24 protein-coding genes are annotated in these 25555 nt (G+C 67.7%); 11 read left to right on the plus strand and 13 right to left on the minus strand.

Annotated features, from left to right (window positions below; translation table 11 throughout):
• Positions 1 to 72 precede the first annotated feature (72 nt).
• Genes ACEPA4_RS02810 through ACEPA4_RS02820 form a run of 3 tightly spaced genes read left to right on the plus strand, consistent with a single transcriptional unit; the run spans position 73 to position 2074 of the window.
• On the plus strand, positions 73 to 804 hold the full coding sequence (locus ACEPA4_RS02810; protein ID WP_374082996.1) for a CoA transferase subunit A: 732 nt from the start codon (positions 73 to 75) through the stop codon (positions 802 to 804).
• Between the two features lies 1 nt (position 805).
• The gene (locus tag ACEPA4_RS02815) at positions 806 to 1438 is read left to right on the plus strand and encodes a CoA transferase subunit B (RefSeq protein WP_065186253.1); all 633 of its coding nucleotides are present in this window, start codon (positions 806 to 808) and stop codon (positions 1436 to 1438) included.
• A 48-nt stretch (positions 1439 to 1486) separates the two neighbouring features.
• Positions 1487 to 2074, plus strand: a complete 588-nt coding sequence (locus tag ACEPA4_RS02820; protein ID WP_262089946.1) for an alpha-ketoglutarate-dependent dioxygenase AlkB — start codon at positions 1487 to 1489, stop codon at positions 2072 to 2074.
• 75 nt (positions 2075 to 2149) lie between these two features.
• On the opposite strand, the gene ACEPA4_RS02825 is transcribed toward ACEPA4_RS02820, so the two are convergent.
• Genes ACEPA4_RS02825 through ACEPA4_RS02840 form a run of 4 tightly spaced genes read right to left on the minus strand, consistent with a single transcriptional unit; the run spans position 2150 to position 5668 of the window.
• A complete protein-coding gene (locus tag ACEPA4_RS02825; RefSeq protein WP_065196227.1) occupies positions 2150 to 2791 on the minus strand; it encodes an ABC-type transport auxiliary lipoprotein family protein in 642 nt (213 codons plus the stop codon).
• Positions 2788 to 3714, minus strand: coding sequence for an MlaD family protein (locus ACEPA4_RS02830; RefSeq protein WP_005415199.1), 927 nt, complete (start codon positions 3712 to 3714; stop codon positions 2788 to 2790). Before ACEPA4_RS02830 ends, ACEPA4_RS02825 begins: the two co-directional genes overlap by 4 nt.
• 3 nt (positions 3715 to 3717) lie before the next feature.
• Positions 3718 to 4545 carry an ABC transporter ATP-binding protein gene (locus ACEPA4_RS02835; RefSeq protein ID WP_061480218.1) on the minus strand — a complete coding sequence of 276 codons (828 nt, stop codon included), beginning with the start codon at positions 4543 to 4545 and terminating at the stop codon, positions 3718 to 3720.
• A gap of 1 nt (position 4546) precedes the next feature.
• A complete protein-coding gene (locus tag ACEPA4_RS02840; protein ID WP_065179137.1) occupies positions 4547 to 5668 on the minus strand; it encodes an ABC transporter permease in 1122 nt (373 codons plus the stop codon).
• Between the two features lie 92 nt (positions 5669 to 5760).
• Between ACEPA4_RS02840 and ACEPA4_RS02845 the strand changes: the two genes are divergently transcribed.
• Positions 5761 to 7020 carry a threonine/serine exporter ThrE family protein gene (locus ACEPA4_RS02845; protein WP_046428410.1) on the plus strand — a complete coding sequence of 420 codons (1260 nt, stop codon included), beginning with the start codon at positions 5761 to 5763 and terminating at the stop codon, positions 7018 to 7020.
• A gap of 109 nt (positions 7021 to 7129) precedes the next feature.
• Here the strand turns inward: ACEPA4_RS02845 and ACEPA4_RS02850 are convergent, their stop codons facing one another.
• The 3 genes from ACEPA4_RS02850 to ACEPA4_RS02860 form a co-directional block, all read right to left on the minus strand.
• A complete protein-coding gene (locus tag ACEPA4_RS02850) occupies positions 7130 to 7513 on the minus strand; it encodes an H-NS family nucleoid-associated regulatory protein (protein ID WP_005415203.1) in 384 nt (127 codons plus the stop codon).
• A 224-nt stretch (positions 7514 to 7737) separates the two neighbouring features.
• A complete protein-coding gene (locus ACEPA4_RS02855; RefSeq protein ID WP_065186252.1) occupies positions 7738 to 9441 on the minus strand; it encodes a proline--tRNA ligase in 1704 nt (567 codons plus the stop codon).
• 535 nt (positions 9442 to 9976) lie between these two features.
• The gene (locus tag ACEPA4_RS02860; protein WP_065196267.1) at positions 9977 to 10354 is read right to left on the minus strand and encodes a DUF4124 domain-containing protein; all 378 of its coding nucleotides are present in this window, start codon (positions 10352 to 10354) and stop codon (positions 9977 to 9979) included.
• Between the two features lie 80 nt (positions 10355 to 10434).
• Between ACEPA4_RS02860 and pssA the strand changes: the two genes are divergently transcribed.
• Genes pssA through rimI form a run of 3 tightly spaced genes read left to right on the plus strand, consistent with a single transcriptional unit; the run spans position 10435 to position 12211 of the window.
• Positions 10435 to 11211 carry a CDP-diacylglycerol--serine O-phosphatidyltransferase gene (gene pssA / locus ACEPA4_RS02865; protein WP_005415206.1) on the plus strand — a complete coding sequence of 259 codons (777 nt, stop codon included), beginning with the start codon at positions 10435 to 10437 and terminating at the stop codon, positions 11209 to 11211.
• Positions 11208 to 11717: a hypothetical protein gene (locus ACEPA4_RS02870; RefSeq protein ID WP_374082997.1), complete on the plus strand. Its 510-nt coding sequence runs from the start codon at positions 11208 to 11210 to the stop codon at positions 11715 to 11717. The genes pssA and ACEPA4_RS02870 overlap by 4 nt, the downstream gene beginning before the upstream one ends.
• Complete coding sequence (rimI, locus tag ACEPA4_RS02875) at positions 11714 to 12211, plus strand: ribosomal protein S18-alanine N-acetyltransferase (protein WP_005415208.1); 498 nt, start codon at positions 11714 to 11716, stop codon at positions 12209 to 12211. The genes ACEPA4_RS02870 and rimI overlap by 4 nt, the downstream gene beginning before the upstream one ends.
• Positions 12212 to 12353: 142 nt before the next feature.
• Here the strand turns inward: rimI and ACEPA4_RS02880 are convergent, their stop codons facing one another.
• From ACEPA4_RS02880 to ACEPA4_RS02895, 4 genes are all read right to left on the minus strand, one after another.
• On the minus strand, positions 12354 to 13175 hold the full coding sequence (locus ACEPA4_RS02880; RefSeq protein ID WP_111126810.1) for an EamA family transporter: 822 nt from the start codon (positions 13173 to 13175) through the stop codon (positions 12354 to 12356).
• A gap of 133 nt (positions 13176 to 13308) precedes the next feature.
• Positions 13309 to 16137 (minus strand): valine--tRNA ligase, encoded by a 2829-nt coding sequence (locus tag ACEPA4_RS02885; RefSeq protein WP_065196232.1) that lies wholly within the window; start codon positions 16135 to 16137, stop codon positions 13309 to 13311.
• Between the two features lie 72 nt (positions 16138 to 16209).
• A complete protein-coding gene (locus tag ACEPA4_RS02890) occupies positions 16210 to 16635 on the minus strand; it encodes a DNA polymerase III subunit chi (RefSeq protein WP_005415211.1) in 426 nt (141 codons plus the stop codon).
• A gap of 82 nt (positions 16636 to 16717) precedes the next feature.
• Entirely contained in the window at positions 16718 to 18196 is a 1479-nt protein-coding gene (locus ACEPA4_RS02895; protein ID WP_374082998.1) for a leucyl aminopeptidase, read from the minus strand.
• Positions 18197 to 18300: 104 nt separating this feature from the next.
• On the opposite strand from ACEPA4_RS02895, the gene lptF reads away from it, so the two are divergent.
• Both lptF and lptG read left to right on the plus strand, forming a co-directional pair.
• On the plus strand, positions 18301 to 19383 hold the full coding sequence (lptF, locus tag ACEPA4_RS02900) for an LPS export ABC transporter permease LptF (protein ID WP_111177817.1): 1083 nt from the start codon (positions 18301 to 18303) through the stop codon (positions 19381 to 19383).
• The gene (gene lptG / locus ACEPA4_RS02905) at positions 19380 to 20486 is read left to right on the plus strand and encodes an LPS export ABC transporter permease LptG (protein ID WP_049414332.1); all 1107 of its coding nucleotides are present in this window, start codon (positions 19380 to 19382) and stop codon (positions 20484 to 20486) included. Before lptF ends, lptG begins: the two co-directional genes overlap by 4 nt.
• A 90-nt stretch (positions 20487 to 20576) precedes the next feature.
• Here the strand turns inward: lptG and ACEPA4_RS02910 are convergent, their stop codons facing one another.
• A complete protein-coding gene (locus ACEPA4_RS02910) occupies positions 20577 to 21068 on the minus strand; it encodes an RDD family protein (protein ID WP_065179146.1) in 492 nt (163 codons plus the stop codon).
• A gap of 56 nt (positions 21069 to 21124) precedes the next feature.
• Between ACEPA4_RS02910 and xerD the strand changes: the two genes are divergently transcribed.
• On the plus strand, positions 21125 to 22102 hold the full coding sequence (gene xerD / locus ACEPA4_RS02915; RefSeq protein WP_005415216.1) for a site-specific tyrosine recombinase XerD: 978 nt from the start codon (positions 21125 to 21127) through the stop codon (positions 22100 to 22102).
• Positions 22103 to 22202: 100 nt separating this feature from the next.
• Complete coding sequence (locus ACEPA4_RS02920) at positions 22203 to 22988, plus strand: thioredoxin fold domain-containing protein (RefSeq protein WP_053500398.1); 786 nt, start codon at positions 22203 to 22205, stop codon at positions 22986 to 22988.
• A gap of 110 nt (positions 22989 to 23098) precedes the next feature.
• Here the strand turns inward: ACEPA4_RS02920 and ACEPA4_RS02925 are convergent, their stop codons facing one another.
• Positions 23099 to 25198 (minus strand): glycosyl hydrolase family 18 protein, encoded by a 2100-nt coding sequence (locus ACEPA4_RS02925; RefSeq protein ID WP_374082999.1) that lies wholly within the window; start codon positions 25196 to 25198, stop codon positions 23099 to 23101.
• Positions 25199 to 25555: the final 357 nt, after the last annotated feature.

A 25555-nucleotide genomic window follows, 5' to 3' on the forward strand; every position in this document is an offset into this window, starting at 1 on the left:
TGCTGCGCCGCAAACCCGTCGGGTGCAGGCCTGCGGCTAGAATGCGCTTATCCATTCGCAGGTACTACAGCAATGCAGCAATCGACTTCCGGCGGAAAGCGCGGCAAGCGCTTCGCCAGTGCGGCGGAGGCCCTGCAGGGGGTGGTCGCCGATGGGCAGACCCTGGCCGTGGGCGGCTTTGGCCTGTGTGGCATTCCCGAGGCGCTGATCGCTGCGCTGCGCGACAGCGGCGTCAAGGGCCTGACCGTGATCTCCAACAATGCCGGCGTCGATGGCTTCGGCCTCGGCCAGCTGCTGGAAACGCGGCAGATCAAGAAGATGATTTCGTCCTACGTGGGCGAGAACAAGGAATTCGAGCGGCAGTTCCTGGCCGGCGAGCTGGAGCTGGAATTCAACCCGCAGGGCACCCTGGCCGAGCGCCTGCGTGCCGGCGGCGCGGGCATCCCTGCGTTCTTCACTGCCACCGGCTATGGCACGGTGGTGGCCGAGGGCAAGGAAACCCGCGCGTTCGATGGCAAGCACTACGTGATGGAGACCGCGTTGCGCGCCGACGTGGCACTGATCAAGGCCTGGAAGGCCGACGAGGCTGGCAACCTGGTGTTCCGCAAGACCGCGCGCAACTTCAACCCTGCCTGCGCGATGGCCGGCAAGGTCTGCATCGTGGAGGTTGAAGAGGTAGTGCCGGTCGGCGCCATCGACCCGGACCAGGTGCACCTGCCGGGCATCTACGTGCACCGCATCGTGCACAACCCGCATCCCGAGAAGCGAATCGAACAGCGCACCATCCGCGCGGAGGGCAACTGACATGGCGTGGACCCGCGATGAAATGGCGGCCCGTGCCGCCCAGGAACTGACCGATGGTGCCTACGTGAACCTGGGCATCGGCCTGCCGACCCTGGTCGCCAACCACATTCCCGAAGGCGTGGACGTGTGGCTGCAGTCGGAGAACGGCCTGCTCGGCATCGGCCCGTTCCCGACCGACGCTGAAGTCGACGCCGACCTGATCAATGCCGGCAAGCAGACCGTCACCGCACGTGCGGGCGCCAGCTACTTTGGCAGCCACGACAGCTTCGCGATGATCCGTGGTGGACACGTCAATCTGGCCATCCTCGGTGCCATGCAGGTGACCGACAAGGGCGACCTGGCCAACTGGATGGTGCCCGGCAAGATGGTCAAGGGCATGGGCGGCGCGATGGATCTGGTGGCCGGCGTGCAGCGCGTGGTGGTGCTGATGGAGCACACCGCCAAGAACGGCGAGCACAAGATCCTGGCCGAATGCACGTTGCCGTTGACCGGCGTGGGCGTGGTCGACCGCATCATCACCGATCTGGCCGTGTTCGACGTGACTGACAAGGGCCTGCTGCTGGTGGAGGCCGCGCCGGGTGTCAGCGATCAAGAACTGGAGGAAAAGACCGGCGTCGCGTTCCAGCGCGGCTGAGGCTGCAAGGGCGGCCAAGCGTGCCGCCCTGTTTTTTGAGGTGCCGCCATGCTGTTCCCCCATGACCTGCCCGACGCCGACGTCCAGCACCTGCCGGGCTGGCTGGCTGCTGCCGACGCCGACCGGCTCATGGGGGCGCTGCAGGCCGACGTGCGGTGGGACGTCCACCGCATCCGCATGTTCGGCAACTGGGTGGATTCGCCGCGGCTGAGCTGCTGGATCGGCGACCCGCAGGCGCGCTACCGCTACTCCGGTGCCGAGTTCGTGCCGCATCCGTGGCCGCCTGTGTTGCAGGCCGTGCGCGAGCGCCTGCGGGCTGAAGGCTACGGCCGCTTCAACAGCGTGCTGCTGAACCGCTATCGCGGTGGCGGCGACTACATGGGCTGGCACAGCGATGACGAGCCGGAGCTGGGGCCGGCCCCGGTGATCGCGTCGCTGAGCCTGGGTGCGGCGCGCCGTTTCCTGCTGCGCCGACGCGACGATCCGGCGCGCAAGGCTGAATTCGTGCTTGGCCATGGTGACCTGCTGCTGATGGCCGGGCATACCCAGCGCTTCTACCAGCACGCGTTGCCGAAGATGACGCGGGTGCAGGGCGAGCGCATCAACCTGACGTTCCGCTGGATTGCGCCGCGTTGACGAAGAAGGGGTCAGATCCCTTTCCGGCAGGAAAGGGATCTGACCCCGCAACCACGTGCCCGGCGAATGCGGAGATCAGCGCGCAACGTTCGGCTGGTCGGCCTGGCCGCTGGTCAACGTCCAGCCCACCATGTCCTGCGCCAGCTGCTGCAGGCCGCGCTCGAAGGCTGCGGTCACCGCTGGTATGTCTGTGCTGCCGACCGGCTGCGCCTGGCGGAAGGTGCGGTCAGCCACCACGCGCTGGTCGGCGACATGGATCAGCTTGGCGTTGACCTCGATCACCACGGTCGGCGTGGCCTGGCCCTGGTAATCCGATTCGAAGCGGCGCACGTCGGTGGACAGCTTGTAGTCGGCGCGGATGCCGGCAGTGCTGCGGGCCACGCCGCGGATGCGGCCGGAATCCTCGAAGCCACGCAGCAGGGTGTCCTCGATCATGTCGGTGGCCGGCTGCGCCCAGCTGGCCCCTTTGTAGATCTCAAGCTGGGAGGGTGTCGGCCGCACATTGATGCGCGGGCTGTCGACCATGCGCGCGGCGCTGGGCTTGGCCAGCACCAGCTGCCAGCTGGCCTGCGGCCATGCCGGGTCCGCCTTGACCTGCACGGACGGCGAGTACAGCGTCACCGCGGTTTTCTCGCTGCTGCCGAGGATGGAGCAGCCGCCCAGCAGGGTGACCATCGAAGCGGCCAGCAGCAGGCGCGGAAGGGTGGTCGGGCTCATTTGGGTTCGAACTCCTTCGGTGCGTCGCGGCCCAGCAGGTAGCGCGCGGGGTTGTTCTCGAGGCGGTCGCTGACCCGGCGCAGGTCGCGGATCAGGCCGCGCAGTTCGGTCAGCGTCGGGCCCAGCTGGCCAAGGCCATCGTTGGCAAAGCTGTTGATCGCGGCTCGGTTCTCGCCAAGGATCGAATCGGCGTTGCCGGCGGCCGAATCGAGCTTGGCCAGGGTCGTGTCGAGCTTGTCGATGATGCCGGGCAGCTGCTGCACCAGGTTCCTGTCCAGGCGCTCGATGGTGCCGTTGGTGGTCTTCAGCGTGGTGTCCAGGCTGCGGGCGGCATCGCGCGCGCTGAGCAGCAGCGCCTGCGTACCCTGGTCACGGTCGGCCAGGCCACCACTGATCGTCTCCAGGTTGGCCAGCGTCGCGTTGATCGAGGCCACGTTGCGGTCGCTGAGGATCTGGTCCATGCGCTCGACGATGCGGTTGGCCACGTCGGTGATGTTCTGCAGCGCCGAGGGCGTGGTCGGGATGATCGGTGCCGGATCCTTGTTGACCGTGGTCAGTGCCGGCGACTGCGGCGTGCCGCCGCTGAGCTGGATGATCGACGGGCCGGTCAGGCTGGTGATCGCCAGCTTGGCGCGGGTATCGGTCTTGACCGGCGTGTTGGAGTTCAGGCGGATGCGCGCGACCACCTGGCGCGGGTCGTCCGGCACCAGGTTCAGTTCGGTGATCGAGCCCACCGCGATGCCGTTGTACTGCACCGGGCTGCCCACCGACAGGCCGGTCACCGCTTCGCGGAACACCACGCGGTACTCCTGCCAGGTGCGGTCGGAGGAGTACTTGGCCGCCCACAGGCCGAAGGCCAGCAGGGCCAGGCCGGTGATCAGGGTGAACGCGCCGATCAGCACGTAGTTGGCTTTGGTTTCCATGGCTCAGGCACTCTCGATCTGTTCGCCACGCGCGGCGCGCGCGCGGGGTCCGTGGAAGTATTCCTGGATCCACGGATGATCCAGTTTCTCGATGTCCGGCAGCGGCGCATTGGCCACCACCCTGCGGTCGGCCAGCACGGCGACGCGGTCGCAGATGGCGTACAGCGTGTCCAGGTCGTGGGTGATCAGGAACACGGTCAGCCCCAGCGCTTCCTGCAGCGTCTTGATCAGGCGGTCGAACGCGGCCGCGCCGATCGGGTCGAGGCCGGCGGTGGGTTCGTCCAGGAACAGCAACGGCGGATCCAGCGCCAGCGCCCGGGCCAGGCCGGCGCGCTTGCGCATGCCGCCGGACAGCTGCGAAGGCAGCTTGTTGATCGCGTCGGCGGGCAGGCCGGCCAGTTTCACTTTCAGCAGCGCCAGTTCGTAGTGCCAGCGCTCGGGCAGTTCGCGGTGGTGTTCCTTCAATGGAACCTGGACGTTCTCACCCACGGTCAGCGACGAGAACAGGGCACCGTCCTGGAACAGCACACCGGTATTGCGTTCGATGTGCAGGCGGCTCTCGGCGTCGTCGGCACGCGCATCGCGGCCGAGGACTTCGATCTGCCCAGCATCCGGCACACGCAGGCCGAGGATCGAGCGCATCAGCACCGACTTGCCGGTGCCGGAGCCGCCGACCACGCCCAGGATCTCGCCGCGGCGTACGTCCAGATCCAGGTCTTCGTGCACGGTCTGGCTGCCGAACCGGTTGACCAGACCACGCACGCGGATGGCCAGTTCGTGGCCCTGGTCGTCGCGCATGTCGATGGATTCGGGGAGGGCGGATGTGCTCATGTCACCAGTCCATGTGCATGAACCACAACGCTGCGAAGGCGTCGATGATGATCACCAGCGAGATCGTCTGCACCACGCTGGAAGTGGTGCGCTCGCCGACCGACTGCGCGGTGCCCTCGACCTTCAGGCCCTCCAGGCAGCCGATCAGGCCGATCACCAGGGCGAATACCGGCGCCTTCGACAGGCCCACCAGCAGGTGCCGCACTTCCATCGTCTCGTGCATGCGCGCGATGTACATCTGCGGCGGGATGTCGAGGTCGAACGCACCGACGGTGATGCCGCCGGCCAGGCCGGCGATCATCGCGATGAAGGTCAGCAAGGGCAGGGTGACCAGCAGGGCGAGCAAGCGTGGCAGCACCAGCAGGTCGACCGGGTCCAGGCCCAGCGTACGCATCGCATCGATCTCCTCGCGTGCCTTCATCGCACCGATCTGCGCGGTGAACGCGCTGGCGGTACGGCCGGCCAGCACGATCGCGGTCAGCAGCACGGCGAACTCGCGCAGGAAGGCGATGTTGACCAGCTCGACCACGTAGATCTCGGCGCCGAAGTCGCGCAGGATGGTCGAGCCGAGGAAGGCGATCACCGCACCCACCAGGTAGGACAACAGCGCCACCAGCGGCACCGCATCCAGCCCGACCTGCTCCATCTGATGCACGGTGGCGGTCAGCCGGAAGCGGCGGGGTTCCTTGACCAGCCGCGCCGCCTTGACCAGGTTCTCGCCGAGGAAACTGCACAGGGCCTTGATGTTGTGGCCGGTGGCGTGGACGCTGACGCCCAGCCGCTCCAGCGCGGCCAGCACGCCGAAATCGCGCTTGGCCTTGGGCCGGTCATCGGCCACTTCCTCGATGGTGCACACCAGCGCCTGGTGGTCCGGGCGGAACTGCAGCGCGTCTTCGTGGAGATCGGCGCGATGGGCCACGCGCAGCACCTGCAGCACGCCGGCCGAATCGAGCTGCTCGATGCCGGTGGCATCGATGCCGGTCAGCGCGTCGGGAACGCCGCGCAGGACTTCGGCCGCGGCCAGCGCGGTCTTCAAGGTCCAGGTGCCGGACAGGCGGATCAGGCCCGGGTCGTGGGCATCCTGTTCGAGCTGGGGAGCGAGGTTCGGGGTGACGTGGGCCATTCGGGTCGCAGCATAACCGTTCTGTATCGGGCTTCGCGTCGAACTTGGATGAATTTCTCCGGCGGGCCCCAGCGTAGGTAATACTACGGCGCATGTCCGCAGATGCTCACACGATCCCCACACCCCAGGCCACCTACGCACAGCGCGTGGCCTTTGTTTCCGAGATCGCCGGACGCCTGCACAGCTATGGCACCACGGCCCAGCGCCTGGAAACGGCGGTGGTTGCACTGGCCCGCCAGCTCGATCTGGATTGTGAACCGTGGTCGAATCCCACCGGTATCATCCTCAGCTTCAGCGATCCGGCCCAGGCGATCGGCTCCAGCGACATCACCCGCGTGATCCGCCTGGCACCGGGTGAGAACGACCTGCACAAGCTCAGCGTTGCCGACCACATCGCCGAAGAAGTGTCCAACGGGCGGATGAGCATCGCCCAGGGCCACACTGCGCTGCGCCAGCTGGACAAGGATCCGGGCCGGCGCGGCAAGCTGCGCACCATCCTGTCGTTCACCCTCGGCGCGGCGGGCGTGGCGGGCATGTGGAAGCTGCCGTGGCTGGACATCGCCACCGCCGGTGTCATCGGCCTGATGATCGGCCTGCTCGGCATGGTCACCGATCGCCGCCCGGCCACCCGCGAAGCCGCCGAGGCACTGGCCGCGCTGCTGGCCGGCATGGTCGCCACCCTGGTCGCGTCGTTCATTGGTGCGCTCAACCTCAATACGGTGATCATCGCCTCGCTGGTGGTGCTGCTGCCCGGCATGTCGCTGACCAATGCGGTCAATGAGCTGGCCAGCCAGCACTGGGTATCGGGTACCGCGCGCTTTGCCGGCGCGCTGACCACCATCATGAAGCTCAGCGTCGGCGCGATGATCGCGGTGACCCTGGCCGATGTGCTCGGCCTGGATCCGGTGATCCGGGCCGCGCGTCCGCAGGGGCCGTGGGTGGAGTGGGGCTCGCTGCTGACCGCCGCATTTGCCTTCGCGATGCTGTTCAAGGCCAATCGCCGCGATTATCCGTGGGTGATCGCCGCCTCGGTGGCCGGTTACGCGATCTCCAAGTTCGGCGGCCACGCCTGGGGCGCGCCGGCCGGCATCTTCCTGTCGGCAATGCTGCTGACCGCCGGTGGCAACCTGTTCGGTCGCCTGGTCGGGCGTCCGGGCGCGATCATCCGCCTGCCGGGCATCATCATGATGGTGCCCGGCAGCACCAGCCTGCGTGGCGTGCTGACCCTGGTCCAGCAGCAGGACGTGGGCGCCGGCCAGAGCGTGTTCCTCACCGTTCTGAACGTGGTGATGGCGCTGGTGGCGGGCCTGCTGTTCGGCAACCTGCTGATGCCGGCGCGCAAGACCCTGTAGAGCCGAGCCCACGCTCGGCTTTGCATATGGATAGCCGAGCGTGGGCGCGGCTCTACAAACAGGAAACGCCGGCTTTCGCCGGCGTTTTTTATTGCTCCCCGATCCGGCCTCAGGCCTTCTTGATCAGGAAATCTTCCGGCTTCTTGTTGCCCTTGGCGGTCAGTTCAGCCATCCAGCGCGGCTGCTTGCCACGGCCGGTCCAGGTTTCCTTGGGGTTGGCCGGGTTGCGGTACTTCGGGGCAACCTTGCCCAGCTTGCGGCCGGCGGTCTTCGACGGTGCCTTGGCGACCTTGGCCACCTTGCGCGCGCGCGGTGCCGGGGCGTCGCCGAACAGTTCCTCGATGGTGTAGCCCTCGGTCTTGGCCAGCTTGGTCAGCTGGGCGCGCACCTTGGTGATCGGCCGGCGCTTGGCGACGATGGTCTGCTGCTTCTTGGCGGTACGGATCAGGGCGCCCAGCTCGCGTGCTGACAGGCCGGTCAGGTCAATGCTCATTTACGGTTACTCCGGAAACTAATGTGTGGACGGGACAAGCCAGTCCATGGCGTCGGCGGACAGAATAGAGATGAATTAATCACAGCACAAATGCAGGCGGGTCATGGCGTGGCGGCATGCAGACGCTATCGCGGTGATTTTGACCGGATTATGTCCGCTGCAATATAGGGAAAGGCCGCGCGCCCCCAAAAAAAAAGACCGGGGCAGGCCCCGGTCTTTCCACGTCAGCCCTGCAGTCGCTGCAGCAGGGTGGCCTTGTCCAGGCTCTCCGCCTCGCTGGCGCGGCGCGCGCGGTACTCGTAGGTGCCGGCGGCCAGGCCACGTTCGCTGACCACCACGCGGTGCGGGATGCCGATCAGTTCCATGTCGGCGAACATCGCGCCCGGGCGCAGGCCGCGATCGTCGAGCGCGGCGTCCAGGCCGGCGTCGCGCAGCTCCTGCAGCAGATTGGCTGCAGCGTCGGCCACAACGGCATCGCCCTTCGGGTTGATCACGCACACCACGACCTGCCACGGCGCCATCGCGTCCGGCCAGATGATGCCGGCATCGTCATGGTTCTGTTCGATCGCGGCAGCCACCACGCGCGAGATACCGATACCGTAGCAGCCCATCGCCATCACCGCCGCCTTGCCGTTTTCATCCAGCACGGTGGCATCCAGCGCTTCGGCGTACTTGCGGCCGAGCTGGAACACGTGGCCGACTTCGATGCCACGGGCGATCTTCAGTTCACCGCCGTCCACGGCACGATCGCCGGCACGCACGTTGCGGATGTCGGCCACTTCCGGTTCCGGCAGGTCGCGGCCCCAGTTGACGCCGGCCAGGTGGAAACCGGCCTCGTTGGCGCCGACGACGAAGTCGGCCATTGCCGCCACTTCGCGATCGGCGACCACGCGGATGGCCTTGGCCGGCGCGACCGGGCCGAGGAAGCCTGGCACGCTGCCCAGGTGCTCGGCGATTTCCGCCTCGCTGGCGAAGCGTTGCTCGTCCAGCCCGGCCACCTTGGCCAGCTTGATTTCATTGACCTCATGGTCGCCACGCACCAGCACCAGCACGAACTGCTGTGCCTCGCCTTCGCCGGCGATCAGTGCCACCGACTTCACCGTGCGCTGCAGGTCGATGCCGAGCAGGGCCGCGACGTCCTCGCAGGTCTTCTGGGTGGGGGTATCCACCTTGCGCATTGTTTCGGTGGCGGCCGCACGCGGTGCCGGATCGGCGGCGATCGCCGCCTCCATGTTCGCCGCGTAGTCCGAACCGGTGGAGAACACCAGCGCGTCTTCGCCGGAATCGGCGATCACGTGGAATTCCTGCGAGGCATCGCCGCCGATCGCGCCGGAGTCTGCCTGCACCATGCGGAAATCCAGGCCGAGGCGGGTGAAGATGCGGCTGTAGGCCGACTTCATGTTCTCGTACTCGCGCACCAGGCACTCATCGTGCAGGTGGAACGAATAGGCGTCCTTCATCAGGAATTCGCGCGCGCGCATCACGCCGAAGCGCGGGCGGATCTCGTCGCGGAACTTGGTCTGAATCTGGTAGAAGTTCACCGGCAGCTGCTTGTAGCTGGACAGCTCGCTGCGCGCGAAGTCGCAGGCGGCTTCTTCGGCGGTCGGGCTGTAGCAGAACACCTGGTCCTTGCGGTCCTTGATCTTCAGCAGCTGCGGGCCGAACTTCTGCCAGCGGCCGGTCTGCTCCCACAGTTCCTTCGGCTGGATGGTCGGGATCTGGAATTCCACCGCGCCGGCCCGGTCCATTTCCTCGCGAACAATGCGCTCGACCTTGCGCAGCACGCGCAGGCCCAGCGGCGACCAGGTGTACAGGCCCGATGCCAGCTTGCGGATCATGCCCGCGCGCAGCATCAGCCGGTGGCTGGTCAGCTCGGCGTCGCTGGGGGTTTCCTTGGTGGTGTGCAGGTGGAACTGGGAGAGGCGCATCGTCGGCTTCGGATAACGGCAGAGACGTCTATTCTGCCAGCCCGGCCGGGGGGAGGGGTATCGGCAGGGCTGCGCCCTGCACCCGCCGTAGTGCCGGCCGCTGGCCGGCAACCTCAGAAGCAACAGCCGAAGCAACAGCGGGTTTCCCGTGGGATGGCGGGGTGGGTCCGGTTGCGGGAGACGCCGTAAACCCATCCATGGGGGCTTGGCCGCGGCATCCATGCCGCGGACACTCCCGCAAGCGGACCCACCCCGCCTTCGACAGTTTCCTGCGAGCTGTCGGAATGGCTCCCGGGGTCAGATCCGTTTTCCGCAGGAAAACGGATCTGACCCCGGATTCAATTCGAGATCCGACAGATTTTATCCACGCATGGCGTGGATCTACTGGCCACCGGAAATCTGTCGGGGGTGGGCGGTGTCGGATTGCGGCGTCCCCGCAATCCGACACCGCCCCGCCATTCCACGGAATGCCCGCTTTTGACGTTGCCGTTGCTTGCAGCCTCGGCAGGTGCAGGGCGCAGCCCTGCCGATACCCTTAACCGGCCGGTGGGCAGTACGCCTTGATGGCGGCCTGCGCCAGCCCCTTCTGCGCGGTGTGCTGCTCCGGGGTCAACGGGGTATCGGCCTTGCCATCACCATCGGTGTCCTGCATCACCTGGCCACCGCCGTCCAGCAGGGCCAGGTTGGCCCGGGCCGTGCTGCACTGCTCGGGAACCGGCGCGGCCGGGGTCTCGGTGCTGGCCGCGGCCTGCGGGGTGCGGGCCTGCTCGCGGGTCTCGTACTTCTTGCCCGCCGGTGGGGTCTCCGAGTACTGGGTCACGCCATGGGCGTCCTTCCATTTGTAGACGGGACCGGCCACGGCGTTGGCACTGGCCAACAGCAGCAGGCATCCAAGGCAGGACAGGGCACGCATGGCAAACTCCACGGAATGGGCGTAGAACGCCGATTGCAGCATTGGCGCCGAGCACTGGCAAGTCGATTAAACTGGATTCCATGGACCCGATCACACCGCCGCCGCGCTCGCGCACGATTTACCTGCTGCCCAACCTGTTCACCACCGCCGGCCTGTTCGCCGGTTTCTACGCGATCATCGCCGCGGCCAACGGGGATTTCGTCAATGCCAGCATCGCCGTGTTCGTGGCGGCGGTGATGGATGGCCTGGACGGGCGCGTGGCGCGCCTGACCGGTACCAGCAGCGAATTCGGCGTGCAGTACGACTCGCTGGCCGACCTGGTCAGCTTCGGCATGGCCCCGGCGCTGGTGATGTACCACTGGTCGCTGTCGTGGCTGAAGTTCGATGATCCGCTGCTCGGCCGCGTCGGCTGGGCCGTGGCCTTCCTGTATGCGGCCTGCGCGGCACTGCGCCTGGCCCGCTTCAACACGCAGGTGGCGGTGGTCGACAAGCGCTGGTTCGTTGGCCTGGCCAGCCCGGCCGCAGCGGGCCTGATGATGTCCTTCGTCTGGGCGTTCGCCGACGGCAACCTGGGCTGGGATGGCAACCAGCTGCGCTACGTGGCGCTGGCAGTGACGATCATCGCTGCGCTGCTGATGGTCAGCCGTATCCGTTTCTGGAGCTTCAAGGGCGGCGCGGCCAAGGGCACCCGTTCGGATCGCGTGCCGTTCCTGGTGCTGGCGCTGGTGCCGGTCGCCATTGCCATCGCGGTGATCGACCTGCCGCGCGTGCTGTTCGCGGTCGGGATCCTGTACGCCCTGTCCGGCCCGGTGATGTGGGCCGTGCAGCGCCTGCGCAAGAAGCCCGAGGCCGCGTGAGCCAGGACCTGCCCGTGCTGTGGTCGCCGGCCCAGCAGGCCTGGCTGCAGGCCATGGGCTATACCGTCTATCACGACGGCCAGCTGGCCGCCGAGCTGGATGCCGCATTGCAGTTGAGCGTGGCCGAAGCCGACGCCAGTGTTGCCCCGCCGGAACCGGAGCCGGTGCGGGCCGCTGTGCCGCCGCGCGACGCCCGCGCCGCGACGGCGACCGCAGTACGCGCGGAACGCCCGGCTCCGCCGCGCCGCGAAACGCCGGTCAGTGCCCCGGATACCGTGCCGGCGGCTGAGCGCCCGCTGCCCAGCGGCAACGCACGACAGCCGGTGGTACGCCTGCCCGATCGCCTGCAGATCGCGCTGCTGCGCGCGTCCGGCTGCAACCCGAACGACCCGGCGACGCAGGTGCTGATGGACAGCTGGCCGCTGGACCAGCTGCGCCGTGACCCGGCCGCCAAGCGTGCGCTGTGGCCGCAGCTGCGTGCCCTGCGCAAGCGGGGTGCGCGGTGAGCGCGGTGACCCGGCCCGGCCCGGTCAGCCTGCGTGCGCTGCGCGAGAGCGACCTCAATGCCGTGATGGCGATCGAGCTGCGGGGCTATCCTTTTCCCTGGACCCGCGGCATTTTCATCGACTGCCTGCGCGCCGGCTATCCCGGCCTGGCGATGGAGCGCGATGGCCTGCTGGTCGGCTATGGCGTGCTCAGCATCGCCGCGGATGAAGCGCACGTGCTCAACATCTGCATCGACCCGCTGGCACAGTCGCGCGGGCTGGGCCGCCAGCTGCTGCGCGCGATGGTGCAACTGGCCGCCGACCGTGGTGCCCAGCGCGTCTTCCTGGAGGTGCGTCCGTCCAACACGCCGGCGCTGGCGCTGTACCACAGCGAAGGCTTCAACGAGATCGGCCGCCGCCCGCGTTACTATCCGGCCGCACAGGGCCGCGAGGACGCGGTGGTGATGGCGATCGAGCTGGTCGACGGCGACCTGCAGGTGATGCCGCCGCTTTAACGCAGACGGGTTGCCGGCCAGCGGCCGGCACTACCGGTTGCCGCCAACCTTGGTTGGCAGCAATGCGCCGACCAAGGTCGGCTACTACCAAGGCGTGCAATGGCATATCCGGTAGGTGCCAACCTTGGTTGGCACGCTCTGCTCACGCCAGGCGCAACGCCAGCACGCCACCGACGATGAGCGACGCTGCCAGCCAGCGCGCGCGTGGTATCCGTTCGCGCAGCAGGAACACCGAGATCAGCAGCGCGAACAGGATCGAGGATTCGCGCAGCGCCGAGATCATCGCCACCGGCGCCTGGGTCATGGCCCACAACGCCATCGCATAGGAGGCGGTGGTGCCGACGCCACCGGCCAGTCCCAGCGGCCAATGCTGCCGCGCATAGTCCAGTACCGCGCCGCCGCGCGTGTACAACGCCCACAGCGGCAGCGGAACGCCCGACAGCAGGAACAACCACAGCGTGTAGCTGAGCGCGCTGCCGGACTGGCGCGCACCCTGCGCATCGACCAGCGTGTAGGTGGCGATCATCGCTGCGGTCAGCAGCGGCAGGCGCAGTTGGCCGCCACGCGCACCCACTGCCATGCACAGGATGCCGGTGCTCACCAGCACCACACCCAGCCACGCTGCGGCGGGCAATGGTTCACCGAGCAGGGTGCCCGCCAGTGCGACCAGGATCGGCGCGCTGCCACGCATCAGCGGGTAGGCCAGGCTCATGTCGACCTGCTGGTAACAGCGTGCGACCAGCCCGTAATAGATCACCTGCAACAGCACCGATGCGCCCAGCCAGGGCCAGCTGTGCGCGGCGGGAAAAGGCAGGAAGGGCAGGGCGGCGGCCGACAGCAGCGCGGCGCTGCCGGTGACCAGCACGGTGCCGAGGAACTTGTCCGGCCCGCGCTTGACGATCGCATTCCAGCTGGCATGCAGTGCCGCAGCGGCGAGAACCAGCAGGAAGATCGAAAGAGGCATCCGGCGATGATGCCATGCGGCGGAAATGGAAACGCCGGGCATCGCCCGGCGTTTCCGATTCCGCTTGGGTGGGTGCCAACCTCTCCCGGCCTGGTAGGCGCCAACCTTGGTTGGCACGCACCAGAGCGCGGCGTTACAGCTTCGCGCGCTGTTCGCGCAGGCCGGCCAGCTGGGTGTTCCAGTCGGCCAGGCGCACGCGTTCCTGCTCGACCACGGCCGGCGGCACCTTGTCGGTGAACTTGGCCAGCTTGGTCTCGCTCTTCTCCTTTTCGGCTTCGACGCGAGCGATTTCCTTGTCCAGGCGCACGCGCTCGGCATCGAGATCGACCAGGCCTTCCAGCGGCACCAGCAGCTTCAGCTCGCCCACGATCGCGGCGGCCGCCGGCGGTGCGCTTTCGCCTTCGGCCAGCCACTGGATGCTGTCCAGCTTCAGCAGGAACGACAGCGAAGCGCTGAAGCGTTCGATACGCACGCGGTCCTGTGCCAGGCCGGCCTGCAGGCGCAGCGGCACCAGCTTGGACGGTGCGACGTTCAGCTCACTGCGCACGCGGCGCACGGCACTGATCACCGCCTTCAGCCATTCCACGTCGGCCTCGGCCTGGGCGAAATCACCGGCGAATTCGGCGGCGGTTGGGTACGGGCGCAGCGACAGCGTGGTTTCGGCCAGGCCCAGGCGCGGGGCCAGCTGCTGCCACAGCTGTTCGGTGATGAACGGCGTGAGCGGGTGCAGCAGGCGCAGCAGTGCTTCCAGCACGTACAGCAGGGTGTGGCGGGTGCTTTCGGCATCAGCCGCGTCGGCACCGTTCAAGGCCGGCTTGCTCAGCTCCAGGAACCAGTCGCAGAACGCGTTCCAGGCGAACTCGTACAGGCACTGCGCCAGCAGGTCGAAGCGATACGCGGCGAAATGGCCCTGAGCTTCGGCGGTGGTGGCGGCCAGGCGCGCGAGGATCCAGCGCTCGGCATCGGTGCGCGGCTTGGGCACGCCGGTGAACGCAGCGCCTTCGGTGTTCATCAGGGCGAAGCGGCTGGCGTTCCACAGCTTGTTGCAGAAGTTCTTGTAGCCCTCGGCGCGGTTCATGTCGAACTTGATGTCGCGGCCATGGGTGGCCAGCGCGGCGATGGTGAAGCGCAACGCATCGGCACCGTGGGCGGCGATGCCGTCCGGGAATTCCTTGCGGGTGGCCTTCTCGATCTTCTCGACCATCTTCGGCTGCATCAGGCCGCCGGTGCGCTTGGCAACCAGATCGTCGATGGTGATGCCGTCGATGATGTCCAGCGGGTCGAGCACGTTGCCCTTGCTCTTGGACATCTTCTGGCCCTGGCCGTCGCGGATCAGGCCGGTGAAGTAGACATCCTTGAACGGGATCTTCCCGACCAGGTTGTCGGTGGCCATGATCATGCGCGCCACCCAGAAGAAGATGATGTCGAAGCCGGTGATCAGCACCGACGACGGCAGGTAGCGGTCGAAACCACGCTCGGCCATGGCCTGCTCGTTCGGCCAGCCCAGGGTGGAGAACGGCCACAGCTGCGAGGAGAACCAGGTCTCCAGCACGTCGCTTTCCTGGTTCAGCACCACGTCGCTGCCCAGGTTGTGCTTCGCGCGCACGTCCTCTTCGCTGCGACCGACGTAGCAGTTGCCGGTGGCGGCATCGAACCACGCCGGGATACGGTGGCCCCACCACAGCTGGCGGCTGATGCACCAGTCCTGGATGTTGTTCATCCAGTGGCGGTAGGTGTTGATCCAGTTCGGCGGCACGAAGGAAATGCTTCCGTCCTCGACCAGTTCCAGGCCACGCTTGGCCAGGTCGTCCATCTTCACGAACCACTGGTCGGTCAGGTACGGCTCGATCACCTGGCCGGTACGGTCGCCGCGCGGCACCTGCAGCTTGTGCGCCTTGGTCTCGACCAGGATGCCCAGGTCTTCCAGTTCGGCCAGCACGGCCTTGCGCGCTTCATAGCGGTCCAGGCCCTGGAAGCGTTCCGGCGCGTTTTCGTTCAGCGCCGCCACCGGGGTGAACAGGTTGATCATCGGCAGGCTGTGGCGCACGCCCACTTCGTAGTCGTTGAAATCATGCGCCGGGGTGACCTTGACCACGCCGGTGCCGAACGCGCGGTCCACGTAGTCGTCGGCGATCACCGGCACGCGGCGGCCAGTCAGCGGCAGCACCACGCTCTTGCCGATCAGGTGCGCATAGCGCTCGTCCTCCGGATGCACCATCACCGCGGTATCGCCCAGCAGCGTTTCCGGGCGGGTGGTGGCGACGACCAGATAGTCGCGGGTTTCGCGCAGCGTTTCCACGCCGTCGGCATCGCGCTCGACGTGCTCGTAGCTCAGGCCTTCGTCCAGCGTGTAGGCGATCGACCACAGGAAGCCGTCTTCCTCGGCGCTCTCCACTTCCAGGTCGGAAATGGCGGTCTTCAGCACCGGGTCCCAGTTCACCAGGCGCTGGCCGCGGTAGATCAGGCCCTGCTCGTACCAGCGCACGAAGGCTTCATTGACTGCCGCCGACGGCTGCGGGTCCATGGTGAAGGTGCTGCGCGACCAGTCGGCGGAGGTGCCAAGGCGACGCATCTGGCGTTCGATGGTGTCGCCGGACTGCTGCTTCCACTCCCAGACCTTGCCGATGAAGCCCTCGCGGCCCAGCGAATCGCGGGTCTCGCCCTTGCCTTCCAGCGCCAGGTTGCGGCTGACCACCATTTCGGTGGCGATGCCGGCGTGGTCGGTACCGACCTGCCACAGCGTGTCGTAGCCGCGCATGCGGTGGTAGCGCACCAGCGCGTCCATCAGGGTCTGCTGGAAGGCGTGGCCCATGTGCAGGGTGCCGGTCACGTTCGGCGGCGGCAGCAGGATGGTATACGGCTCGCCCGTGCCGGACGGCTTGAAGTGGCCGGCCTTCTCCCAGGCCTCGTAGAGGTCGGTCTCGAAGGACTTCGGGTCGTAGCTGGAGGCGAGTTGGGTCATGCGGGGGAACCAGGAGGTAATCGTTGAAGGATCAGGGCGCGGCGGCGGCCCATCAAGGGGGCCGGGGCGCGCTCACATGTCATGCTTGTTCAGGTCGTAACCGGCGGCCTTGTACTGGCGCCAGCGCTCGCGCAGCGGTTCGCGCGCTTCCGGATCGGCCGGCACCACTTCCAGCACGCGCTCGCACTGGCCCAGCCAGGGCTCGTCGCGCAGGTTGATCACCAGCGGACGCGCCGGTGCCTCGGTGCCGGGTACCGCGATCAGTACCAGGGCCTCTTCCTCGTCCATGTCTTCGCCGGCGATCTGGTGCGGGATGTAGGCGTCGTTGTCGAAGGCCCACAGCAGCTCGTCCAGCTCCTCGGCCTGGGCCTGGTCACGGGCCAGCACCAGGGTGAACAACCCGGCGTCGTTGGCCTTGCGCGCCAGCTCACAGACCAGGCGCAGCGGCTCGGTCAGGAAGCGGGGCTTGGCGATCAGGTAGAAGTCGGCGCGGGGCATGGCAGGGTCCGGGTCAGGCAGGGGCCCGGCAGTGCCGGGCGAGGCCCCGGCCGGCGTCTGCCGGCCAGGGGCGGGTACGGCATCAGGCGCGGGCGGCCTGGTCCAGCAGCCACTGGCTCAGCAGGCCGACCGGGCGGCCGGTGGCCATGCCACGCTTGCCTTCATCGCTGGCCACGCCGGCGATGTCCAGATGGGCCCAGCGCTGGCCTTCGGTGAAGCGCGACAGGAAGCAGCCGGCGGTGATCGCGCCGGCCCAGCGGCCGCCGATGTTGTAGACGTCGGCGAAGGTCGAATCCAGCATCGGCTGGTACTCGTCCCACAGCGGCAGGCGCCAGGCGCGGTCGAACACATGCTCGCCGGCGGCCAGCAGTTCATTGGCCAGGTCGTCGTGCTTGCTCATCAGGCCGGCGGTCTGGTGGCCGAGGGCGACCATGCAGGCACCGGTCAGGGTGGCGACGTCGACCAGCGCGGCCGGCTCGAAGCGCTGTGCGTAGGTCAGCGCGTCGCACAGGATCAGGCGGCCTTCGGCGTCGGTGTTGCCGACTTCGATGGTCTTGCCCGACATCGAGGTGATCACGTCCGACGGACGATAGGCGTTGCCATCGATGGCGTTTTCCACCGCCGGGACCACCACGACGAGGTTCAGCGGCAGCTTGCCCTTGACCGCAGCGACGAAGGTGCCGATGACGTTGGCGCCACCGCACATGTCGTACTTCATTTCCTCGATGCCGCCCTGGGTCTTCAGGTTGACGCCACCGGTATCGAAGGTGATGCCCTTGCCGACCAGCACGTACGGCTTGGCGTCACCGCCATTGTTCCACTTCAGCACGACCAGGCGCGGGCGGTTGGCCGAGCCACGGGCCACGGCCAGCAGCGAGCCCATGCCCAGCGCTTCCATCTGGTGCTCGTCGAGGATCTCGGCTTCGGCACCCTCGTGCTCGCCGGCGAACTTCACTGCCACGTCGGCCAGATAGGCCGGGGTGCAGTAGTTGGGCGGCAGGTTGCCCAGCTCGCGGGCGAACTCGACACCGGCGGCGATGGCCTGGCCCTGGGCCAGCGCCTGCGCGTCGTCACCGGCGATGGCCAGCTGGGTCAGACCGGCGTCGTCGGCCTTCTTCTTGCCCAGGGTGGCGGTATAGCGGTAGGCGGCGTGATCGGCGGCGATCACCGCCTGACGGATCGCCCAGGCCGCGTCGCGGTCCTTCACCGCCACTTCGGACAGGGTGAACAGCGCGCTGCGGGTGGCGCCGGCCTTCAGCGCGCGCACGGCGTCGCCCACGGCCTTCAGGTACTGCGGCACGCCGAAACGGGCGGCTTCACCGAGGCCGACCACCAGCACGCGCGGGGCGGTCACGCCCGGCAGGTCGTGCAGCAAGGTGGTTGCGCCGGTCTTGCCGGACAGATCGCCACGCTGGGCCAGGGCGGCCAGGCGGCCACCGCTGGCGGCATCCAGGGCCTGCGCGGCCGGGGTCAGGGTATGGTCGGCATACGCGCCGACCACCAGGCAATCAACGGTGGCGGCGGCCGGAGCAACGTGGTTCAGGGTGAATTCGAGGGCCATTGAGCAGATTCCATTGGCGAGTCCGTACAATCGCAGGCCGTTTACGCCCAGACAGTAGACTGGGCGGCACCGCGAACGAACCCCAGAGTTTAAACCACCGCCCCATGCTGAAGCTCGACCGATACCTGCTGGGCGATTTCGTCCAGAGTTTCCTGGCTACCCTGATCGTCCTGCTGGTGGTCAGCGTGGGCGGCGTGCTGGTGGACATCCTCGGCAACATCGCCGACGGACGCCTGCCGGCCAAGCTGCTGTTCTCCCAGCTGGGCCTGCAGTTCATCGCCTACCTGCCGCTGATCCTGCCGCTGGCATTGATGCTGGGCCTGCTGCTGGCCGTGGCGCGGCTGTACCGCGACTCGGAAATGGCGGTCATCACCGCCATTGGTGTTGGCCCCAAGCGACTGCTGCGACCGCTGCTGATGCTGGTGGTGCCGGTGGTGCTGCTGGTCGGCGCCTGCTCGCTGTGGCTGGGCCCGTGGGCAGGCCGGGTGGCCGAGCAGATGATCATCGAGGCCAACCGCAGCGTGCTGATGGCCGGCCTGGAGCCGGGCCGGTTCACGCCGCTGCCCAATGGCGGCGTGGTCTACCTGTCCTCGATCTCGCCTGACGGCACCGAGCTGGGCAAGGTGTTCCTGCAGCGGCAGAAGGACGATCGCCTGGAAGTGGTGTCGGCCAACAGTGGCCGCATGTACTTCGAGGGCACCCGCCAGCGTTTCCTGGAGCTGGATGATGGCCACCAGGTGGAAGGCCCGGTGGCCGCTGGGCTGGATTACCGGCTCGCGACCTTCGCCCGCAACGACGTGGCCCTGCCCGATGGCGCACAGACCCGCACCGAGGACGACCCGGAATTGATGCCAACCCTGCAGCTGATCGGTGATGCACGGCCGCAGGCACAGGCGCAGCTGCATCGCCGGCTGGCACCGCCGCTGATCGCGCTGGCGTTCGCCCTGCTGACCGTGCCGCTGGGCCGCAGCTCGCCGCGCCAGCAGCGCTACGGCCGCATGATGCTGGCCCTGCTGGCCTACATGGTGGGCACCAACCTGATGTTCATCGGCAGCGGCTGGATTGCCAACGGCAAGATTCCGCCCGCGCTCGGCCTGTGGTGGTTGACCCTGCCGCTGCTGGCGCTGGCGATCTGGATGTATGTACGTGATGGCCGCCTGGGCCGTCCGAAGGGAGCCCGCGCATGAGGCTGCGCCCGATGCGTTTCGACCTGTACCTGGGCCGGTCGGTGTTCACCACCGTGCTGCTGACCTGGGCGGTGCTGGTGGGCCTGGACGTGGTGATGGCCTTCTCCGGCGAGTTCAAGGACATCGGCAAGAACGGCTACACCCTGGGCCATGCCGCCGCGTGGGTGCTGTACACGGTGCCGCGCCGCGCCTACACGATGTTCCCGACGGCCGCGGTGATCGGCGCACTGATGGGCCTGGGCCAGCTGGCCGCGACCTCGGAGCTGACCGCACTGCGTGCACTGGGCCTGTCGCGCAAGCGCCTGAGCGTGTCGGTGGCGATTGCGCTGTCGCTGCTGACCGCGGTGATGGTGCTCAGCGCCGAGACGCTGGGCCCGTGGGGCCAGGACCGTGCCGATGCGCTGAAATCCAGCGCCAAATGGGGGCGGGATATTGCCACTACCCGTTACTCGGGGCTGTGGGCACGCGAAGGCGACACCTTCCTCAATGCGCAGAGCGGCGAGGAGCAGCTGGTGGGCGACAAGGGCACGCGGCTGATCCTGCGTGATGTGCGCCTGTACCGGGTCGCCGAAGACGGCAAGATCGCCTCGTTGACCCATGCCGCCACCGCCGAGCACGACAAGGACGGCTGGGTGTTGACCGGCGTGCGCCGCGACACCTTTGGCGAGCGCTCGGCAACCCGTCAGGAAGTGGCACGTGAGCCCTGGAACTCGAAGTTGGACCCGGCCGCGCTGGCGACCGGTATCGCCAAGCCGCGCAACCTCAGCGTGTCCGAGCTGAGCACCAGCATTGCCTACCGCGAACGCAACGGGCTGGACGCGCGCGATTTCGAGGATGTGTACTGGAGCCGCTGGTTCTATCCGGTGAACGTGCTGGCCCTGTGCCTGGCGGCGGTGCCGTTCGCGTTCGGATCGCTGCGCAGCGGCGGCATGGGCAAGCGCTTGTTCCTGGGCATCCTGTTCGCATTGGGCTTCTGGCTGCTGCAGCTGTTCTTCGGCCGCATGGCCGGCGCGCTGAAGTTCGATTACCGCATTGCCTACGCGTTGCCGCCGATCGTGATGCTGGCGGTATCCGGACTTCTGTTCCGGCGCAAGTCGGGCTGATTCTGATTGTTGTAGAGCCGAGCCTGTGCTCGGCTGTCACGTACAGTGCGGAAAGCAGCCGAGCACGGGCTCGGCGCTACAGACAGCGCCTTACCGTTTCGGCATCCGCACCAGGCGGGTACCGCTGGCGCGGTCGTGCCAGGTCAGGCGTTGGCGGTCGACCCACGCCCACCAGAATCCCAGTCCGCCCAGCAGCAGGGACAGCGTGCCCACCGCAAAGCGCAGCCACAACTGGCCGCGCCGCAACGGCGTGCCATCGATTGATCGCACTGTCAGCCGCCACGGGCGCATGCCCAGGGTCTGTCCACCGCGGCGCCAGCTGGCCGTCGCGTACCAGCCCGTGATCGCCCAGCACACCGCCCAAAGCAGCCACTGCCAGGCACTGAACGGCGCGATGTTCTCGCGTTGCGCGTGGCCGCTGAAGGTGTAGGCGAGGGTGAACAGCGTGCCGGCCAGCATCCACAGCGCCAGCACCGGCAGTGCGTCGTAGACCATCGCCAGCACGCGCCAGGCCAACAAGGCACGTGGGCGGGGCATTTCGGTAGCGGCCGCAGGGGCCGTGTCGGTGGCAGGGCGGGACATGCGCCGAGCATACGCAAAGCTGGCCGTGCCCGCAGTGGCCCTCGTATCCTGCACGCATGGCCCTTGTCTCCACCCCCGCAGAACGCCGCCAGCTGGTCCAGCAACTGCCCGAGCTTCGCGCCGACGACGGCGTGCGCATCCAGCGCTTCCTCGATGCGATCTGGGCCGAGAACGGCCTGGCCCGTGCCACCCTCGACAGTTACCGGCGTGACCTGGAAGGGCTGGCGCGCTGGATGGATGGGCGCGACGGTGGCCTGGCCGGCATCGAGCGTCCTGGGCTGTTCGATTATCTGGCCTGGCGCACCCGGCATGGCTGGTCACCGCGCAGCAACGCGCGCCTGCTGTCGGCGTTGCGGGCGTTCTTCGCCGATGGCGTGCGCCGCGGCGAACGCAGCGAGGATCCCAGCGCGCTGCTGGACCCGCCGAAGTTGCCACGGCTGCTGCCCAAGGCGCTGGCCGAGAGCCAGATCGATGCGCTGCTGGCGGCCCCGGACGTCGACAGCCCATTGGGCCTGCGCGATCGCGCCATGCTGGAACTGATGTATGCCGCGGGCCTGCGCGTGAGTGAACTGGTGCTGCTGCCCGCGACGGCGGTCAACCTGCGCCAGGGCGTGCTGCGGGTCACCGGCAAGGGCAGCAAGGAACGGCTGGTGCCGCTGGGAGAGGAATCCCAGCACTGGCTGGAGCGTTACCTGCAGCAGTCGCGCCCGCAGCTGGTCGGCAAGGGCAAGGTGCATGCCCTGGCGGATGGGCAGGCCCCGTTGTTCATTGAACCGACGCTGCATGCGCTGACCCGGCAGGCGTTCTGGCATCTGGTCAAGCGCCACGCACAGGTGGCCGGCATCGACCCGGCGCGGATCAGCCCGCATGGGCTGCGGCACAGCTTCGCCACCCATCTGCTCAACCGCGGTGCCGACCTGCGCGCGCTGCAGATGCTGCTCGGCCACAGTTCATTGTCGACCACCCAGATCTACACCCTGGTAGCGCGCGAGCACCTGCAGAAGCTGCACGCCCGCCACCATCCGCGTGGCTGAGTGCCGGGCTGAATCGCTGCCCGGGGCGCTGCCGGGCGTCGCTGCCCGGTACCGGCGGCTGTGTCAGAATCCGGGGTCTTCTTCTGTCGCGGACCGCTCCATGCTCCGATTTGCCATCGCCGCCGTGTTCGGTGCGCTCAGCCTGACCGCCTGCGCCCAGCCGGCTCCGCCGGCCGCCAAGGCACCCGCCGCCGCTGCGGCCAAGGCCAATCCGGCCGCGAATGCGCCGGCCGACCAGGCGGTACGCGCCGCATTGACCGCGTTGAACCCCGGTTTCCAGGTGGACTACATTGGCGCCGCGCCGTTCCCCGGCTTCCGCGAGGTCGTCGTTTCAGGCCAGCTTCTGTATGTGTCCGATGACGGCCGCTACCTGTTCCAGTCTCAGCCCTACGACACCCGCGCCAAGGGCCCGGCCAACAGCGAAGGCCTGCTCGGCTATCGCCGCGGCCTGCTGGCCAAGGCCAATCACGGCGATCGCATCGTGTTCGCCGCGCCGAACGCCAAGTACACCATCAGCGTGTTCACCGACATCGAGTGTGGTTACTGCCGCAAGCTGCACCAGGACATCGCCGAGCTCAACCGCAACGGCATCACCGTCGAGTACCTGGCGTTCCCGCGCATGGGCCTGGGCAGCAAGGACTACACCGACATGATTTCGGTCTGGTGTGCAGCGGATCGTCGCCAGGCGCTGACCAACGCCAAGCGCGGCGGCAACGTTCCCGCCAGGAACTGCACCAATCCGGTGGCGATGCAGTACGCGCTGGGCCAGCAGCTGGGCGTGAATGGTACGCCGGCGATCTTCGCGCCGGACGGCACCCAGCTGGGGGGCTACCTGCCGCCGGCACAGCTGCGTGCGGCGTTGGAGAAGCTGTCGGCCAAGCGCTGACGCAGAATTGTGGAGTCGAGCCATGCTCGACTGCGGAAACATCAGCCGAGCATGGGCTCGGCTCTACAGATCAGAGGCCGGGGGCGCAAAATGCGCCCCCGGCTTTTCCCTTATTTCAGGCCATCACTGACTGCCTTGGTCAGCGTGCCCTGCGCATCGTCACCGCTGAACTCCCAGACGAACGCGCCGCCCAGGCCCTGGGTCTTCACGTAACCCATCTTGCGGGTGATGTTGGCCGGGGTGTCGAAGCTCCACAGCGTGCTGCCGTTGTAGATCCAGGTGGCACCGGCGGTGCTGTCGGTGTAGCCCGGCCACGCCAGGTTCTTCAGCACCTTCCAGTCCTCGATGCCGGCTTCATACGTGCCCGGGGCGGCACCGCTGGCGGTCTGGTACAGGCCGTTGTTGGCATTGGCCACGCCGGTCCAGCCACGCCCGTAGTAGCCGATGCCCAGGTTGAGCTTGGCGGCGGGCACGCCACGGCTGATGAAGGCCTCGATGGCGTCGTTGCTGTTGTACAGCTTCTGGTCGCCGGTGGACGGATCATTCGGCGAATCGAACAGCGCCGACTGGTGATTGGTCTTCGCATCCCACGCGCCGTGGAAGTCGTAGGTCATCACGTTGATGTAGTCCAGGTACGGGTGGTACGCCGCCGGATCTGTGACGCGGATCTTGTCGATGCCGGCACCCACCGCCACCGTCAGCAACAGGCCCGGACGCACCGCATCGAGCTGGCGGCGGAACTCGGCCATCAGCGCGGTGAAGTTGGCGTTGTCTTCCGGCTTGCCGCATTCGATGCCGCAGGCCACCGGGTATTCCCAGTCGATGTCGATGCCGTCGAACACGCCCAGCGCCGCACCGGCGCCGCCGGCACCGTCGGTCACCGGCAGGTTGCCCTTGATGTAGGCGTCGATGCACGAGGCAACGAAGGCCTGGCGGTTTTCCGGGCGCGCCGCGCTGGAGAAGCCGCGCGACCAGGTCCAGCCACCCAGCGAGATCAGTACCTTCAGGTTCGGGTACTTGGCCTTGAGCTGCTTGAGCTGGTTCCAGTTGCCGCGCAGCGGCTGGTCCCAGGTATCGGCGCTGCCGCTGACACTCTCGGTGGCACTGAAGGCCTTGGTGTAGTCGGCGAAGGCATCGCCACCGGCACCGCTGTTCGGATCCGACGGCTGGGTGATGCCGACTTCGCAGCGGTTGTTGCGCACGTTGCCGAACGCGTAGTTGATGTGGGTCAGGCGCGCCGCCGAACCGCTGCTGTCGATGTTCTTGACCCGGTAGTTGCGGCCGTAGATGCCCCACTGCGTGAAGTAACCGATGACCCGCTTGCCGGTGGTGCCACCGTCACCGGCCAGCGTGGTGGCGCTGATCTCGGTGCCCTGCGCCGACGCGTTGCCGGCGTTGTCGCGCGCCCGCACGCGGTAACGGTAGGTGGTCGATGCGGTCAGCCCCCCATCCACATAGCTGGCACTGGACGGCGAACCGACCAGGCTTCCGTTACGGTACACGTCATAGCCGGCCAGGCCACTGCCACCGGTGTTGTCGGTGGATGGGCTCCAGCTGAGCGCGATGCTGTTGGCAGTGCGCGTTCCGGCCGCCAGCCCGCCGGGCACGCTCGGCGCGGTGGTATCGCCACCGGCAGCGTTGACGGTGATGGTGATGGTCGCGGTGCTGCTGGTGGCGTTGTTGTTGTCGGTAGCGACCGCACGCAGGGTGTGGCTGCCGGCGCTGGCATTGGTCCAGCTGGCCGCATACGGCGCACTGGTGGCCACGCCGAGCGTGCTGCCGTCGCGGAAGAATTCGACCTTGGCGACGCTGCCGTCCGGATCGCTGGCGGTGGCGGTCACGTTGACCGTGCTGCCGGCACTGAAGGTGGCGCCGTTGGCCGGCGAGGTCAGGCTGACCACCGGCGGCTGGTTGGTGCCGCTGCCATCGCAGGCACCGAGGTTGGTGTAGTAGGGCGCACCGGCCGGATGGTCCGGTGGCGCGTTCCAGATGTCCTGGTTCGCCCGATAGAGGACGCCTCCTTTCTGCAGGGTATCGCCGGCCCGGTAGATCTTGGCCTGGTCCCACTGGGCCACGCCGGCACAGCTGGCAGCCTGCGCCAGGCCGGGCAGGGCGGCGCTGCCGGCGGCCAGGGCAAGCAGCCAGGCCAGATGGCGGGGACGACAGCTTCGGGTCGAACGTTCGGCACTGCGCACAATCGGGTCGTACATGGGTGAGTCTCCGATCAAAGGGCGCGCGGGCCCCGATGGCGCCGCGCGTGACGCAGGTCCGGGCATCGCCCGGGAAGGCGACGGAGGGGCCGGACGGAGGCACCTGGGAGGCCGGGGAGAGAGTCCGGCACCAGGTGGGGACAACGTTGTCATCAATTGCGTGGTCAATCCGTGAGCAAGCGCATGGTTCGGCGATTTGGGCGGAAAGCGGCGCTGGCGCGCGGTCGGCGGCCATCGGCGGAGCCCCCTCGTGGCTGGGGCTTGCCGCGAACAGCGGATTTCTGGGGGTTGGCCGGGCGGGTGGGCTGCGCAGGGGGCGCTGCAAGTACGTCCATGTAAGCTCGGTCGCCGCATCCA

The organism is Stenotrophomonas sp. P2112, from assembly GCF_041897515.1.
Taxonomy (GTDB): domain Bacteria; phylum Pseudomonadota; class Gammaproteobacteria; order Xanthomonadales; family Xanthomonadaceae; genus Stenotrophomonas; species Stenotrophomonas sepilia.